Raw genomic sequence first — 13,693 nt, forward strand, 5'->3', positions numbered from 1 at the left:
CGATTGTGTCGGCGTGGTCGAAGCCCGAATGACGTCGCCACAAGGATGATCCTCGCACTTTTAGATGCCCGAAGATCCAGTCCGGTTCCCGGTGGCTCCCAGGTCGGTGCGGGCTTCGGCCCGGTCAGGGCTCGACCGGGGCGGCGGCTCGGGCCGGCCGAGCGCCGACGCGGCCGTGGCTCCAGCCCGTTGAAGGACCGGTCCGGTGGGGGGTTCGGCACGGCGAGAGAGATCAGCCCGAGCCCATGGAAGCCCGGCTCGGGGTCAGCCCAGGTTGGCGCGCAGCCAGGAGATGTCCTCGGCGTGCCCCGCCGCCGGGGTCTCCACGACGACGGGCGCGGCGGCCGCCCTGACCACCGACAGGATGAGGTCGGTGTCGATCTTGCCGGTGCCGAGGTTGGCGTGCCGGTCGGCGCCCGACCCGAACGCGTCGCGGCTGTCGTTGCAGTGCACGAGGTCGATGCGTCCGGTGATGGCCTTGATCCGGTCGACCGCGTCGATGAGCTCCTCGCCCGCCGCGTGTGCGTGGCAGGTGTCGAGGCAGAAGCCGAGCTTGCCGTCGAGGCCGTCCACGCCCGACAGCACCTCCCACAGCCGGGAGATCCGGTCGAACCTGCGCGCCATCGCGTTGCCGCCGCCCGCGGTGTTCTCGATGTAGACCGGGATCGGGCACTCGACCCGCTCGAACACCTTGCGCCAGTTCTCGAACCCCAGCTCGGGGTCGTCGTCCTTCAGCACGTGGCCGCCGTGCACGATCAGCGCCTTCGCGCCGATCGACGCCGCCGCCTCCAGCTGCTGCGTCAGGTTCTTGCGGCTCGGTATGCGGATCCGGTTGTTGGAGGTCGCCACGTTGATCGTGTACGGCGCGTGGACGTACACCTCGACGCCCGACCCGGCCAGCGCCTCGACGCCCTCGGGCAGGACGGGCTTCTTCCAGCCCTGCGGGTCGCCCAGGAAGAACTGGACGACGTCCGCGCCGATGGCACGCGCGTTGTCGAGCGGGTTGGTCTGGTCGACGTGGGCTCCGATGCGCATGACACCGAGGTTAGCCGCGACGTCCGACATCCACGCCCGGATCCCGACCGGATCAGGGGCCGATCAGGGGCCGGGCGAGGGCCGGACGGGTCGGACGGGTCGGACGGGGGTCAGACGGTGAAGCCGCCGTGGCTGAGGGCGAAGCCGCCGCCGACGAAGGCGGTGACCATCCCGATGACGTTCAGCCAGCGCTCGTTGGTGGTCGCCGAGATGAGCTGGGAGTAGAGCGCGAGCGGCAGGCCGATCACGGCCGCGAGCGCCCCGAAGAAGTGCGAGGCCGGGATCGAGCCGAGGATCAGGGCGGCGACCCCGATCGTGATGGCCGCCACCGCCAGCGCGTTCTCCAGCGGATGGCGGTCGGCGTCGAGGTCGACGGCGGCCTGCTCTCGCCCGGCTGCCTCCTGTGACATCGGGTCCCTCCTCCAGATCGTGGCGAGCACGTCCGGCGCCGGCGGCGCGCCTGCGGCCGGACGGGTCGTCGCTAGAGGATTCCCAGGGGATCCATAGATCAACCTGCGTGCTCGTGCGGAAAATGTCGGCGGCACCCGGTAACGTCGAACATGGTTTCGAAAGGTGCCCGCGAGCGGCCGAGCGGAGGCGAGGCGATGAACAAGAGCGAGCTGGGGATCATCGGTGACGCGGAGCTCGTCGAGGAGTTGTCGCTGCTGACGACCCAGACGGCCCGGATGCGCGCCCGCATGGCCGACATCATGGCCGAGCTGGAACGCCGTCGCTGCGCCAGATCCCCCCATCCCACCGGCGCGAGACGCTGACGCGGGCCGCCTCCGGGCACCGGTCCGGCGCCCGCGGCGGGTGCGGCCCGGCGCTCGCGGCCGGTGCGGGCCGGAGGCCGCCGAGGGGGCGAAACGGCTCGTACGCTGCTGACAGTTGGTAGCCTGTATCGGTCTCGCGGCGGGCGCGTCCGGCGAATCCGGATCCGGCGCCACCGCGGGAGACGCAACAGCCCTCCTGTCACGGAGAGACCGTGACCGCACCAGTCCAGAGGAGGTAGGGACCAGCATGCGTCGTTACGAACTCATGACGATTCTCGACCCCGCCATCGACGAGCGCACCGCGAGCGCGGCGCTCGACCCGTTCCTGAAGGTCGTCAAGGACGGCGGCGGCAGTGTCGAGAAGGTCGAGGTCTGGGGCCGCAGGCGCCTGGCGTACGACATCCAGAAGAAGTCCGAAGGCATCTACGCGGTGGTCGACCTGTCGGCTGAGCCTGCCACGGTCAAGGAGCTCGACCGTCAGCTCAACCTGAGCGAGTCGATCCTCCGCACCAAGGTCATCCGTCCCGAGGTCCACTGAGCCCGGCTCAGTCCTCACACCAGCCGGAGCGAGCCCCATGGCAGGCGACACCGTAATCACGATCGTCGGGAACCTCGTCGAGGACCCGAATCTGCGTTTCACCCCGAGCGGCCAGGCGGTCGCCTCGTTCCGCATCGCCTCGACGCCGCGGAGCTTCGACCGCCAGTCGGGCGAGTGGAAGGACGGCGAGTCGCTGTTCCTGACCTGCAACGTCTGGCGTCAGGCCGCTGAGAACTGCGCCGAGAGCCTGCAGCGCGGCATGCGGGTCATCGTGCAGGGACGGCTCAAGCAGCGCTCGTACGAGACGCGCGAGGGTGAGAAGCGCACCGTCTTCGAGATCGAGGTCGACGAGGTCGGCCCGTCGCTGCGCAACGCCACCGCGAAGGTCAACAAGACCCAGCGGCAGGGCGGCGGTGGCGGCGGCTTCGGCGGCGGCGGTGGCGGCGGCCAGGGCGGCGGCTTCGGCGGTGGCGGCGGCCAGGGTGACGGCGGCGGCTTCGGCGGCGGCCAGCAGCAGGGCGGCGGCGGCTTCGGCGGCGGCCAGCAGGGCGGCGGCGCTCCCGCCAACGACCCCTGGGCCACCGGCGGCGGTGGCGGCGGGGGCGGCGGCTACTCCGACGACCCGCCCTTCTAACCGGGCTCCGGCCGGGCCCCGCGGGGGCCTCGGCCATCCGGCCCGGCGGCGCGCGGCGTCCGCCGGGCCCACGGCAAGACCAAGACATGTACACGCCCATTCCCGCGTGAGCGGGGCTCTCATAAAGGAGCACCACGATGGCGAAGCCACCTCCCCGCAAGCCGAAGAAGAAGGTTTGCGTTTTCTGCCAGGAGAAGATCTCCTACGTCGACTACAAGGACACCGGTCTGCTGCGGAAGTTCATCTCCGACCGCGGCAAGATCCGTGCCCGTCGGGTGACCGGTAACTGCACCCAGCACCAGCGGGACGTCGCCACGGCGATCAAGAACGCCCGCGAGATGGCGCTGCTGCCCTACACCAGCACCGCGCGCTGAGTCAGGGGGACACGATCATGAAGCTCATCCTGACCCAGCAGGTCTCCGGCCTCGGCGAGCCCGGTGACGTCATCGAGGTCCGCGACGGCTACGGCCGCAACTACCTCGTCCCCCGCGGGTTCGCCATCAAGTGGACCCGGGGCGCCGAGAAGGAGATCGACTCGATCAAGAAGGCGCGTTCGGCCCGCGAGATCGCGACCGTCGAGCACGCCAAGGAGGTCGCCGGCCGGCTCCAGGCGCTGCGCGTGACGCTGCGCACCCGGACCGGCAGCAACGGCCGCCTGTTCGGCGCGGTGACCGCCGCCGACATCGCCGAGGCGGTCAAGGCCGCCGACGGCCCCGACCTGGACCGCCGCCGCATCGAGATCGGCAACCCGATCAAGACCGTCGGCACCCACCGGGTCAGTGTGCGCCTGCACACCGACGTCAACGCCACGATCGACGTCAACGTCGTCGAGGCCTGACACCCGTTCGACGCGACGGCCCCCACGTCCCCCGGCAGGGAGGCGCGGGGGCCGTTTCGCTTCCCCCCGGCGGTTCGGCTTCCGGGTGGTGCAGACCGCCCGGCCCGCGCTCGCGCCGCGTCATCGGAGCCGGTCCGAGTTCGGGGTGAAAGTCCCTGAATCGCCCTGAGCTTGGTCGTTCGGTCGAGTGATCGCTACGTTCCGTAAGGGATCATCGCGGGGCGAAGGGGGACGGTGTTGATCGAGCAATCGTCGGGCGGCGTGACCGGCCGGGAACGCGACGGCTCGCCGGTGACGCGCCGTTCGGTCCTCGGCGGCGTGGTGGGGGCGGGCGTGCTGGCCCTCGGCTCCTCGGCCGACCACGTGGCCCTGGCCTCCCCCCTCCCCGATCCCGGTGACGCGGGCGACCTGGACGACCCGGGCCGGTTCATGGCGGACGCGCCGAACGTCCACCCCCGTGCCGACTGGAACGCCAGGGCCCCGAGGCGTCCCGCGACCGTCCTCAACCGCGCGCCGGACCGGATCATCGTCCACCACACCGACACCGCGAACTCCGACGACGGGTCGCTCGCCCACGCCTACGGCCTGTCCCGGTTCATCCAGGACTTCCACATGGACAAACGCGGCTGGGACGACGCGGGCCAGCAGCTCACGATCAGCCGCGGCGGCATCGTCATGGAGGGGCGGAACCGGTCGCTGAAGTCCGTCCGGGCGGGCGTCCTGGCGGTCGGGGCGCAGGTGCTGCACCACAACGAGCACACGATCGGGATCGAGAACGAGGGCTCCTACATGACGAAGGAGGTCCCCGACCGGCTGTGGGCGTCGCTGGTGGAGGTGTGCGTGTGGCTGTGCCGCGAGTACGACCTGACGCCGTCCGACGCCATCGTCGGGCACCGCGACTACAACAAGACCGCGTGCCCGGGTGACGTCCTCTACGCGCGCCTGCCGGAGTTGCGCAGGTCGGTGGGGGCCCGCCTGGACGGGGCGCCGAAGAGTTCGCAGGGCAAGCCCCGTCCGAAGCCGCGGCCCAAGCCCCGCCCCGAGCCGTTCCCCGACGACCAGGGACCGGGCCAGATGCCCGACTTCCCCGGCTTCCCGTCCTTCGACGACTTCAACTGACGACGGTCGCCGGTCACGTCTCGGGCGTGGTGTAGCGGGTGCGGCGGCGGGCGATCTCGGGGTCGATGCCCTCGACGAGCGACCAGATGCCCGCGACCCGTTCCACCAGGGTCTCGGGGGGCAGCCCGGCCAGGCCCTCGGCCGCCAGGTCGTCGATCGCCTGCGTCAGCCGGGCCATCCGCTCGCCGTGCGTGGAACACATGTTCGAATAGTAGCGAGTGTGGCGCCCGGTGCGGGTGCGGTTCGCGGATTCCGGTCCGCGGTTCCGCCGGAGGGGCGAGGTTTCGCGGTCATGGTTTCCGCGCCCGTGACCTCCGCATGATGTGATCTAGGGCATGGCATCGCCGAACTCCGTCTCGCTCAGCGGGGACGGGCTCGTCCTGCGCGAGTGGCGCGACGACGACCTCGACACGCTGGTGGAGCTGTTCGACGACAGCGAGGTCGCCCGCTGGACCCCGCTCGCCTCGCCGTTCGACCGCGCCGCCGCCGCGCGGTACCTCGCCCGCGTCCGCGACAACCAGGCGCGCGGCGAGCGGCTGCACCTCGCGATCACGACCGACGGCGGTGAGCCGAAGGGCGAGGTCATGCTGAACCGGGTCACGGGCACGATCGGGTACGCGATCGGGGCGGCGCATCGCGGGCGGGGGCTGGCGGTCCGCGCGCTCCGGCTGCTGACCGACCACGCCCACGAGGCCGACGGGCTGCCCCGGGTGTACCTGGAGATCGAGCAGTCGAACGCCGCCAGCGCCGCCGTCGCCCGCGCCGCCGGCTACACGCTGACCGACGCCCTGCCCGTGATGGTCGAGGACAAGGGGCGGCAGCACAACCTCCTGACCTGGGTCCACGAGGAATCGGCCCCCGCCTAGGGGGTCCGCAGGGAATGGACCGTGGGCCCTAGCTCGGGGTCGGCGGCGAGGGTGTTGAGCGCGGACGAGAGGACCTCCGCGTAGGTGGCGCGCGCGGCCTCGTAGCGCCGGCGGCCCTCGTCGGTGATGACGGCGTAGACGCCCCGCCTGTCGGAGGGGCACAGGTCCTTGTAGGCGAAACCCGCCGTCTCCAGGCGGCCCACCAGCCGGGTCACCGACGACTGGTTCAGGCCGACCTTCTCGGCCAGGTCCTGCATGCGCAGCTCGCTGTTCTCGGAGCCGTGCAGGTGCTCCAGGGAGCGGAACTCCGAGAGGCCGATCGCGTGCCGCCGCTGGAGCGCCGCGCCCAACTCGCGCTCCACGTACGCGTGGAGCGCGAGGACGCGGCTCCAGGCGGCGTGGTCGGAGGTGCGCGGGAGCGCGCGGGTGGAAGTGGCCATGCGGCTGTCCTCCTGGGAGAGCGGGTTGACAACAGGATACATGTACATGCAAACTCTTCTCGTCCCCGCGGTCGCCCTACCGGGTGCTTCTGGGCGGATTTAACTTGCATGTACAAGCACATAGCCCCAAGGAGTCCCCATGCACTGGCTCTACCTGGCCATCGCCGTCGTCTTCGAGATCGCCGTCGCGCTCGCGGCGGGGAAGGCCGAGGGCTTCACCAACCGCAAATGGACCGCCGCGACCCTCCTCAGCGGCGCGCTCGCCACCTACTCCCTCAGCCGGGCCCTGCTGACCTTCGACGTCGGCGTCGGATACGCCCTGTGGACCTCGGTCGCGGGCGTCGGCATCACGCTGCTCGGGGCCCTGCTGTTCGGCCAGCGCCTCACCTGGCGCAAGGCGCTGGGCATCGTGATCGTCATCGTGGGGGTCGTCGGCCTCCAGCTCAGCGGCGCCGCCTGATCCCGCCGTTCCCGACCGTCCGCCCGCACCATCCTCACCGAAAAGGACCCCTGACCATGTTCTCCTTCAGCCGCTCTGAAACCGGCACCAACGCCTGGCCCGTCCTCCTCCTGGCCGGAGGGTTCGAGATCGCCTATGCGCTCGCGGTCGGCGGGAGCCAGGGCTTCACCGTCCTGACCTGGTCGCTCGTCGCCATCGTCTTCTTCCTCCTGACGCTGTGGGCGCTGAGCGTCGCGCTGCGCACCATCGACGTCGGCATCGGCTACGCCGTCTGGGCGGGCATCGGGGCGGTCGGGGCGGCGGTGCTGGGGCCCGTCTTCTTCGACGAGAGCCTCACGCTCGTCCGGTCCCTGTGGCTCGGCGTCATCATCGCCGGCGTCGTCTGGCTCAAGCTCGCCGACAGGACCGAGACCGCGCGGGACGTCCAGGAAGGCGCGAACAGGGCGCGGGCCGTGCAGGGCGCCGGCCTGTGACGGCACATCCACGACGCCGGGGCGGCCCGCGTCCGAGGCGACGGGCCGCCCCGGCGGTCCGCCCTGCCGGCCGGCGGGCCGGGCCGTTCAGCGGACGGCGCCGGTGACCAGCCAGCGGTCGCCGCGGGCGCGGAGGCCGAGGGTGAGCATGCGGGCCGCCATCCACAGGCCGATCGCGAGCCAGAGGCCGACGAGCCCCGCGTCCGCCCAGTACAGGAGCAGGGCCGCGGGGAGGAAGACGACCGTCGCGACGAGCGTGGTGGCCGCGAGGTAGCCCCCGTCCCCCGCGCCGATCAGGATTCCGTCCAGGACGAAGACCACGCCCGCGACCGGTTGCAGGACCGCGACGACGATCAGCGAGACGAGCAGCAGGTGCCGGACGTCGCCGTCGGAGGTGAACAGGCCGGGCAGCCACGGGCGGACCGCGAGGATCCCGAGCCCGAGCACGACGCCGCAGACCACGCCCCAGCCGACCATCCGCCGGGTCACCGCGCGGGTGCCGGCGACGTCGGCGGCGCCGAGGTAGCGTCCGGTGATCGCCTGGCCCGCGATCGCGATGGAGTCGAGGGCGAACGCGAGCAGGCTCCACACCTGGAAGCCGACCTGGTAGGCGGCGATCTCGGCGTCCCCCATGCGCGCGGCGACCGACGTCCCGACGATGAGGACGACCCGCAGCGCCGCCGTCCGGACGAGCAGGCCGAACCCGGCGGTGGCGGACGTCCGCAGCCCGGCCGGGTCGGGGCGCACCGACGTTCCGTGGCGCCGGGCGGCGCGCAGCACCACCGCCACGTACACGGCGGCGCTCGCGGTCTGGGCGATGACGGTGCCCCAGGCCGATCCCGCGATGCCCCAGTCCAGGACGAGTACGAAGACGATGTTGAGCAGCAGGTTGAGCGAGAAGCCGCCGATCGCGACGTACAGGGGGGTCCGGGTGTCCTGGAGGCCGCGGAGCACCCCGGTTCCGGCCAGCACGATCAGCATGGACGGGATCCCGAAGAGGCTCACCCGCAAGTAGGTCTCGGCATAGGGCGCCACGGACGGGGACGCTCCGAACGCGTCCACGATCCATGAGACCAGCGGCAACCCGGCGAGGATCAGCGCGGCGCCGATCGCGAGCGCCAGCCACATGCCGTCGACGCCCTGCTTGACCGCCGCCCGCAGGTCCCCGGCGCCGACCTGCCGCGCCACCCCCGCCGTCGTCCCGTAGGCGAGGAAGACGCACAGGTAGACCAGCGTGCTCAGCGCCTGCCCGGCCACGCCGAGGCCGCCGAGCTGGGCGGTTCCGAGGTGCCCGACGATGGCGGAGTCCGACAGCAGGAACAGCGGCTCGGCGACGAGTGCCCCGAACGCCGGGACGGCCAGCCGCAGGATCTCGCGGTCGTGGGCGGTGACCCGCCGCAGGGGTGAGCCGATCATGTCGCCCACAGACTACCAGTCTGTAACTTTCTAAGAAATTTCACCCATTACATCGAGAGAAGCGGCCGACTTTCTTTTCCGCACAGCCGGTGGATGAAGTCTTCGCAGCTCACAAGGGGTCAGCGCGGTTCGTCCACCCGTTTTCCCCAGAGTTGTCCACAGGTCGTGCACAACCGGATCGGCGTGTCTGCACAGGGCCTCCACAGGCTTGTCCACAGCTCGCTTTGCTCGGGACGGCGCGGGCTGGCGAGAATGTCGGACGCCTCAGGTAAACGTGGGATGGACGGCCGGCGCTGGGGCGGACGGGGACGCCGGGTGGCCGAGATGAAGGGGGTGCGACCGTGAGCGTGTCCGAGCTCGGACCGCACGAGCACGAGTTCGAACGCACGCCCCCGCACGACATCACGGCCGAGCAGGGCGTGCTCGGGGGCATGCTGCTCTCGCAGGACGCCATCGCCGAGGTCGTCGAGGTCCTGCGCAGCGGCGACTTCTACCGGCCCGCGCACCAGATCGTCTACGACACCATCCTCGACCTGTACGGCCGCGGCGACCCCGCCGACGCCGTGACGGTCGCGGGCGAGCTGACCAAGAACGGCGAGATCGCGCGCATCGGCGGCGCCCCCTACCTGCACACGCTGATCTCCCTGGTGCCCACGGCCGCCAACGCCGGGTACTACGCGAAGATCGTCCACGAGCGGTCGGTGCTGCGCAAGCTCGTCGAGACCGGCACCCGCATCGTCCAGATGGGCTACGCGGCCGACGGGGCCGACGCCGACGAGGTGCTCGACCGGGCCCAGGCCGAGGTCTTCGCGATCGCCGAGAAGCGCTCCGGCGAGGACTACGTCCCGCTGAGCGAGATCATGCCCGGCGCCCTGGACGAGATCGAGGCGATCGGCAGCCGGGGCGGCCAGATGGTCGGCTGCCCCACCGGCTTCGCCGACCTCGACGCCCTCACCAACGGCCTCCACCCGGGTCAGATGATCGTGGTCGCCGCCCGTCCCGCGATGGGCAAGGCCCTCGACCTGCGCACCCCGCTGCCGACCCCGACCGGCTGGACGACGATGGGCGAGATCGCCGTCGGCGACCTGCTGCTCGGCGCCGACGGCCGCCCCACCCGCGTCGTCGCCGCGACCGGGGTGATGCACGGCCGCCCCTGCTACGAGGTCGAGTTCTCCGACGGCGAAGTGATCACCGCCGACGCCCGGCACCAGTGGCGCACGAGAGCCCACGACCGGCTCCGCCCGGCCGCGGGGGCCCCGGCGTGGTCGCGAACTCCTCCCCTCACCGCCCCCCGGGCGGATAAGGCACGGGCGACCCACGCGGGCGTCGGCGGAACGGATCTGCTGCTCAGGTGCCGCACCGCGAACGCCGCCCCGTCCGGTGGCGCGACGCGGACGGCGCTCGACCCGAGCGACCTGCCGATGCCCTACGCGTCCTTCTCCGGGAGCACCCGCACGAGCGCGACCATGACGACGGAGGAGCTGGCGGCGACGCTGCGCCGCGCCGACGGCGGCCCGCGCCACGCGGTGGAGGTCGCCGCGCCGTTCGAGCTGCCCGACGCCGACCTGCCGGTCCCCCCGTACGTCCTCGGCGCCTGGCTCGCCGGGGGCGGCGAGGACGAAGACCTCACCCGCGCGCACACCGCCGGGCTCGAAGCGCTGCACCTGGGCCGTGACATGCACGTCCCCGCCGTCTACCTGCGGGCCTCCGAGTCCCAACGGCGGGCCCTGCTGGCGGGCATGCTCGACACCGTCGGCCACCTCTCGCCCCTCGGCGAGGTGGAACTGCCGCTGGTCGGCAGGAGGCTGGCCGAGGGAGCCCGCGAACTCGTCCTGACCCTGGGCCATCGGGCGACCCTGAGACCCGCCGTCCCGTCCGAGGCGACCCACCGGATCGCCTTCACGCCCACTTGCCGGGTGCTCCGGCGCATGGCGGGCGGCGCGGTGGACGCCTCGCCGGGCGCCCGTGTCCGCCACATCGTGGACGTCCGGCCGGTGGAGAGCGTGCCGGTCCGGTGCGTCCAGGTCGACAACGACGACCACATGTACCTGGCGGGCCGCTCGTGCGTCCCCACGCACAACTCGACGCTCGCGCTCGACTTCGCCCGCGCGGCCTCCATCAAGCACGGCCTGACCTCGGCGTTCTTCAGCCTGGAGATGGGCCGCAACGAGATCACGATGCGGCTGCTGTCGGCCGAGGCGCGGGTGGCCCTGCACGCGATGCGCTCCGGCACCATGCAGGACGAGGACTGGACGCGCCTCGCCCGCCGCATGAGCGAGGTCGCCGAGGCGCCGCTGTTCATCGACGACTCGCCCAACATGTCGATGATGGAGATCCGCGCCAAGTGCCGCCGGCTGAAGCAGCAGCACGACCTGCGCCTGGTCATCATCGACTACCTCCAGCTCATGAGCTCGGGGAAACGGGTGGAGAGCCGGCAGGTCGAGGTGTCGGAGTTCTCCCGTTCGCTCAAGCTCCTCGCGAAGGAGCTGGGCGTCCCGGTCATCGCGTTGTCGCAGCTCAACCGTGGTCCCGAGCAGCGGACCGACAAGAAGCCCATGGTGTCGGACCTGCGCGAGTCGGGCTCGATCGAGCAGGACGCCGACATGGTGATCCTGCTGCACCGCGAGGACGCCTACGAGAAGGAGTCGCCGCGCGCGGGGGAGGCCGACCTGATCGTGGCCAAGCACCGCAACGGCCCCACCGCGACCGTGACGGTCGCCTTCCAGGGCCACTACAGCCGCTTCGTCGACATGGCCCAGTAACCCGAACCCCCGGTCCGGCTCGCGTAGGGCGCGGCGGTCGGCTCAGGCGGCCGTGCCGCCGCCACGTTCGTGGCCGTGTCCGCCGCCGTGTCCGCCGCCGTGCGCCTATGCGCTCGGGGGCGCCTTGGCTTCCCCACCGGCTCGTCCAGCTATGGCGGGCCTCCTGCCGCAAGGGAATCGGAAGCCAGTAGGCAGGAGACCCGCTGGTCAAAGCACACCGGAAGCCGTCCCCGTAGGCAAGCACATGATCAAGCGCGGCGGGTGGCGTCGCCGTCTTCCGTCGCGGCTTGCCCGTCTTGTCGGGCCGTGTCCGATGTGGGATCCGGCTCGGCGGTCCGGTGCCGGGCGGCCTCGGTCCGGATTCCGGCCAGGACCGTGTCGAGTAGACGGTCGAACTGGGCCTCGGAGCCGAAGTCCGCTTGCAGGGGGGTGAGGGCGGACAGCGTCGGGTGGTCGGCGGGGTCGAGCGCCGGGCCGTCGGGGCTGCCGTCGAGGACCGCGAGCAGGTGGCCGTTGAGGAAGCCGAACAGCGCCATCGGCGCGTCCGCGACCACCTGGTCGGGCAGGCCGGCCCGGCGCATCGCGGCGGCCAGGCGCTCCAGGGCGGCCAGGGCCGCCGGCGAGGTCTGCGGACGGGTGGCCAGCAGCGGGAACACCCGGGGGTGCCGGTAGGCCATCCGCCGGTAGTCGTGCGCCGTCCGGCGGGCGAGCTGTTCCCAGGTCCGCGCGGTCCGCCGGGCGCCGGTGTCCAGCTCGGCGATCACGGCCTCGGAGATCGCGTCGAGCAGCGCGGCCTTGCCCTTGATGTGGTGGTAGATCGACATCGGGTCGACGCCGAGGTCGTCGGCGAGCCGCCGGACGCCGAAGCGGTCCAGGCCGTCGCGATCGACGAGCGCGACGGCGGCGGCCGCGATGCGGGCGCGGTCGAGCCCGGCCGAGGTGCCGCGGGTGCGCCTGGTCACATCCGTCCTCCCGCCTTGCCAAATCTACAGCGTAGAATCTACCGTGGATCGACAATCTACGGCGTAGGTTTGGGGGAGGCATGGTCGAGTCCGCCGGTGCGGCGAAGCGATCGGTTCTCGCGGCGATGTGCGCGGGGCTGGGACTCACCGTCGTCGCGGCGGTCGTTCCGTATGCGGGCACCCACCTGCTGGCCGACCACATCCGTGATGGCTATCCCGCCTACAGCCGTTCGCGGGTGGACGCGGCCGTCACCGTCTATCTGACCCTGCTGTCGGTCGTCGGGGCGCTCGGCGTCATCGCCTGGCTCTGGACGGCCTGGGCCGTCCAGGCGGGCAAGCGGTGGGCGCGGTCCGCGGCGACCGCGATGCTCGCGCTCGGCGCGGGGGTCGGAGCGTCCGGGCTGCTCATCAAGGACACATCGGGCGACACCGGCCTGCCGCCGGTGCTGGGGTGGCTTGGGACGGCCCCCTGCCTGGCAGGGCTGGCGGCGGTCGTGCTGCTGTGGAGGCGACCGCCGGCCCCGCACGCTGGTGCCGGGCATTTTCGCAGGTGACGGTCAGCGACCAGGGCCAGGGAGAGGGTGCAGTGAGGCGCATCGGGATCATCGGCGTGGGGGAGATCGGCCGGGCCATCGTGGACGGCCTGCGGGCCGGGGGCGGTGACGCCCCCGAGGTGTTCCTGTCGCCTCGGGGAGCCCGGACGGCCGCGGAGCTGTCCGAACGCTACGGGAGCGTGCTGGTCTGCCCCGACAACCAGGCGGTGGTGGACCGCTCCGACATTGTGATCATCGCCGTTCGGGGCCAGGACCGGCACGAGGCGCTCGGCGGCCTGCGGGTGGCCGCCGACAAGATCGTGATCAACGTGATGTCCGGCGTCGGCAACGGCGACCTGCGCCGGACGCTGGACACCGGGGCCCCGCTCGTCCGGGCCATCCCGCTGCCCGCCATCCGCGAGCGCCGCGCCGTCACGGTGACCTACCCGTCCCATCCGGTGGTGGACGGCCTCTTCGAGGACCTGGGCGGGGCGCTCCCGGTCGCGGACGAGACGGCCTTCAACGTCCTCTCCGCGGTCACCGGCACGCTGACCGCCCACTACTCCTACCTCGCCACGCTCACGTCGTGGGTCGCCGGGCACGGCATCGCGCCCGCCGACGCCGACGGCTACGTGCGCGGGCTCTTCCAGGGCGTCGGCCGCGCCCTGGACGACCGGTCCCGCTCGCTGAGCCGGATCGCGGCCGACCACGAGACGCCGAACGGCAACAACGAACGCGTCCGCACCACGTGGTTCACCGCCGCCAACGCCGAGGCCCTCACCCGGGCCCTCGACGACCTCCTCCTGCACCTTGAGGGCCCCGCCGCCGAGTGAGGCCCGGCGCC

Annotated in this window: 18 protein-coding genes; 12 read left to right on the forward strand and 6 right to left on the reverse strand. The window is 72.0% G+C overall.

The annotated features are described in order from the left end of the window. Positions 1-264 precede the first annotated feature (264 nt). Both GNZ18_RS15110 and GNZ18_RS15115 read right to left on the reverse strand, forming a co-directional pair. Positions 265-1,035, reverse strand: a complete 771-nt coding sequence (locus GNZ18_RS15110) for a deoxyribonuclease IV (protein WP_156217123.1) — start codon at positions 1,033-1,035, stop codon at positions 265-267. A 110-nt stretch (positions 1,036-1,145) separates the two neighbouring features. Beyond that, positions 1,146-1,445, reverse strand: coding sequence for a hypothetical protein (locus tag GNZ18_RS15115; RefSeq protein ID WP_156217124.1), 300 nt, complete (start codon positions 1,443-1,445; stop codon positions 1,146-1,148). Positions 1,446-1,595: 150 nt separating this feature from the next. On the opposite strand from GNZ18_RS15115, the gene GNZ18_RS15120 reads away from it, so the two are divergent. From GNZ18_RS15120 to GNZ18_RS15145, 6 genes are all read left to right on the forward strand, one after another. After that, positions 1,596-1,808, forward strand: a complete 213-nt coding sequence (locus GNZ18_RS15120; RefSeq protein WP_156217125.1) for a hypothetical protein — start codon at positions 1,596-1,598, stop codon at positions 1,806-1,808. 247 nt (positions 1,809-2,055) lie between these two features. Further along, positions 2,056-2,346 carry a 30S ribosomal protein S6 gene (gene rpsF, locus GNZ18_RS15125; RefSeq protein WP_156217126.1) on the forward strand — a complete coding sequence of 97 codons (291 nt, stop codon included), beginning with the start codon at positions 2,056-2,058 and terminating at the stop codon, positions 2,344-2,346. A gap of 37 nt (positions 2,347-2,383) precedes the next feature. After that, positions 2,384-2,980: a single-stranded DNA-binding protein gene (locus GNZ18_RS15130; RefSeq protein ID WP_156217127.1), complete on the forward strand. Its 597-nt coding sequence runs from the start codon at positions 2,384-2,386 to the stop codon at positions 2,978-2,980. A 137-nt stretch (positions 2,981-3,117) separates the two neighbouring features. Further along, positions 3,118-3,354: a 30S ribosomal protein S18 gene (rpsR, locus tag GNZ18_RS15135; protein WP_019631633.1), complete on the forward strand. Its 237-nt coding sequence runs from the start codon at positions 3,118-3,120 to the stop codon at positions 3,352-3,354. Positions 3,355-3,371: 17 nt separating this feature from the next. Further along, on the forward strand, positions 3,372-3,818 hold the full coding sequence (gene rplI / locus GNZ18_RS15140) for a 50S ribosomal protein L9 (protein ID WP_156217128.1): 447 nt from the start codon (positions 3,372-3,374) through the stop codon (positions 3,816-3,818). A 237-nt stretch (positions 3,819-4,055) separates the two neighbouring features. Further along, on the forward strand, positions 4,056-4,937 hold the full coding sequence (locus GNZ18_RS15145) for a peptidoglycan recognition protein family protein (RefSeq protein WP_246249880.1): 882 nt from the start codon (positions 4,056-4,058) through the stop codon (positions 4,935-4,937). 13 nt (positions 4,938-4,950) lie between these two features. On the opposite strand, the gene GNZ18_RS15150 is transcribed toward GNZ18_RS15145, so the two are convergent. Then, a complete protein-coding gene (locus GNZ18_RS15150) occupies positions 4,951-5,139 on the reverse strand; it encodes a hypothetical protein (RefSeq protein WP_052357975.1) in 189 nt (62 codons plus the stop codon). A 133-nt stretch (positions 5,140-5,272) separates the two neighbouring features. On the opposite strand from GNZ18_RS15150, the gene GNZ18_RS15155 reads away from it, so the two are divergent. Further along, on the forward strand, positions 5,273-5,803 hold the full coding sequence (locus GNZ18_RS15155; protein WP_156217129.1) for a GNAT family N-acetyltransferase: 531 nt from the start codon (positions 5,273-5,275) through the stop codon (positions 5,801-5,803). Here the strand turns inward: GNZ18_RS15155 and GNZ18_RS15160 are convergent. Continuing rightward, positions 5,800-6,243 (reverse strand): MarR family winged helix-turn-helix transcriptional regulator, encoded by a 444-nt coding sequence (locus GNZ18_RS15160; protein WP_156217130.1) that lies wholly within the window; start codon positions 6,241-6,243, stop codon positions 5,800-5,802. The two genes, GNZ18_RS15155 and GNZ18_RS15160, sit on opposite strands and share 4 nt — an antisense overlap. Before the next feature lie 139 nt (positions 6,244-6,382). Between GNZ18_RS15160 and GNZ18_RS15165 the strand changes: the two genes are divergently transcribed. Together GNZ18_RS15165 and GNZ18_RS15170 are read left to right on the forward strand one after the other, a co-directional pair. Further along, positions 6,383-6,703, forward strand: a complete 321-nt coding sequence (locus tag GNZ18_RS15165) for a DMT family transporter (protein ID WP_156217131.1) — start codon at positions 6,383-6,385, stop codon at positions 6,701-6,703. Between the two features lie 56 nt (positions 6,704-6,759). Further along, a complete protein-coding gene (locus GNZ18_RS15170; RefSeq protein WP_156217132.1) occupies positions 6,760-7,176 on the forward strand; it encodes a DMT family transporter in 417 nt (138 codons plus the stop codon). A gap of 87 nt (positions 7,177-7,263) precedes the next feature. Here GNZ18_RS15170 and GNZ18_RS15175 read toward each other — a convergent pair whose 3' ends face one another. Then, positions 7,264-8,592: an MATE family efflux transporter gene (locus tag GNZ18_RS15175; RefSeq protein ID WP_156217133.1), complete on the reverse strand. Its 1,329-nt coding sequence runs from the start codon at positions 8,590-8,592 to the stop codon at positions 7,264-7,266. 341 nt (positions 8,593-8,933) lie between these two features. Here GNZ18_RS15175 and dnaB point away from each other — a divergent pair, with 341 nt between their 5' ends. Then, a complete protein-coding gene (gene dnaB, locus GNZ18_RS15180) occupies positions 8,934-11,354 on the forward strand; it encodes a replicative DNA helicase (RefSeq protein WP_312874541.1) in 2,421 nt (806 codons plus the stop codon). A gap of 248 nt (positions 11,355-11,602) precedes the next feature. Here dnaB and GNZ18_RS15185 read toward each other — a convergent pair whose 3' ends face one another. Next, positions 11,603-12,316 carry a TetR/AcrR family transcriptional regulator gene (locus tag GNZ18_RS15185; protein WP_312874542.1) on the reverse strand — a complete coding sequence of 238 codons (714 nt, stop codon included), beginning with the start codon at positions 12,314-12,316 and terminating at the stop codon, positions 11,603-11,605. Between the two features lie 80 nt (positions 12,317-12,396). Here GNZ18_RS15185 and GNZ18_RS15190 point away from each other — a divergent pair, with 80 nt between their 5' ends. Both GNZ18_RS15190 and GNZ18_RS15195 read left to right on the forward strand, forming a co-directional pair. Continuing rightward, positions 12,397-12,870 carry a hypothetical protein gene (locus GNZ18_RS15190; protein ID WP_216651300.1) on the forward strand — a complete coding sequence of 158 codons (474 nt, stop codon included), beginning with the start codon at positions 12,397-12,399 and terminating at the stop codon, positions 12,868-12,870. Between the two features lie 32 nt (positions 12,871-12,902). Further along, the gene (locus GNZ18_RS15195; protein ID WP_312874543.1) at positions 12,903-13,682 is read left to right on the forward strand and encodes an NAD(P)-binding domain-containing protein; all 780 of its coding nucleotides are present in this window, start codon (positions 12,903-12,905) and stop codon (positions 13,680-13,682) included. The last annotated feature ends 11 nt before the right edge of the window (positions 13,683-13,693 follow it).

This window comes from Actinomadura litoris, assembly GCF_009733595.1.
Classification (GTDB): domain Bacteria; phylum Actinomycetota; class Actinomycetes; order Streptosporangiales; family Streptosporangiaceae; genus Spirillospora; species Spirillospora litoris.

Bases quoted from the DNA above. Each gene is read 5' to 3' on its own strand.
- GNZ18_RS15110 (WP_156217123.1), bottom strand. From the start codon at position 1,035: ATGCGCATCGGAGCCCACGTCGACCAGACCAACCCGCTCGACAACGCG.
- GNZ18_RS15115 (WP_156217124.1), bottom strand. From the start codon at position 1,445: ATGTCACAGGAGGCAGCCGGGCGAGAGCAGGCCGCCGTCGACCTCGAC.
- GNZ18_RS15120 (WP_156217125.1), top strand. From the start codon at position 1,596: ATGGTTTCGAAAGGTGCCCGCGAGCGGCCGAGCGGAGGCGAGGCGATG.
- rpsF (WP_156217126.1), top strand. From the start codon at position 2,056: ATGCGTCGTTACGAACTCATGACGATTCTCGACCCCGCCATCGACGAG.
- GNZ18_RS15130 (WP_156217127.1), top strand. From the start codon at position 2,384: ATGGCAGGCGACACCGTAATCACGATCGTCGGGAACCTCGTCGAGGAC.
- rpsR (WP_019631633.1), top strand. From the start codon at position 3,118: ATGGCGAAGCCACCTCCCCGCAAGCCGAAGAAGAAGGTTTGCGTTTTC.
- rplI (WP_156217128.1), top strand. From the start codon at position 3,372: ATGAAGCTCATCCTGACCCAGCAGGTCTCCGGCCTCGGCGAGCCCGGT.
- GNZ18_RS15150 (WP_052357975.1), bottom strand. From the start codon at position 5,139: ATGTGTTCCACGCACGGCGAGCGGATGGCCCGGCTGACGCAGGCGATC.
- GNZ18_RS15155 (WP_156217129.1), top strand. From the start codon at position 5,273: ATGGCATCGCCGAACTCCGTCTCGCTCAGCGGGGACGGGCTCGTCCTG.
- GNZ18_RS15160 (WP_156217130.1), bottom strand. From the start codon at position 6,243: ATGGCCACTTCCACCCGCGCGCTCCCGCGCACCTCCGACCACGCCGCC.
- GNZ18_RS15165 (WP_156217131.1), top strand. From the start codon at position 6,383: ATGCACTGGCTCTACCTGGCCATCGCCGTCGTCTTCGAGATCGCCGTC.
- GNZ18_RS15170 (WP_156217132.1), top strand. From the start codon at position 6,760: ATGTTCTCCTTCAGCCGCTCTGAAACCGGCACCAACGCCTGGCCCGTC.
- GNZ18_RS15175 (WP_156217133.1), bottom strand. From the start codon at position 8,592: ATGATCGGCTCACCCCTGCGGCGGGTCACCGCCCACGACCGCGAGATC.
- GNZ18_RS15190 (WP_216651300.1), top strand. From the start codon at position 12,397: ATGGTCGAGTCCGCCGGTGCGGCGAAGCGATCGGTTCTCGCGGCGATG.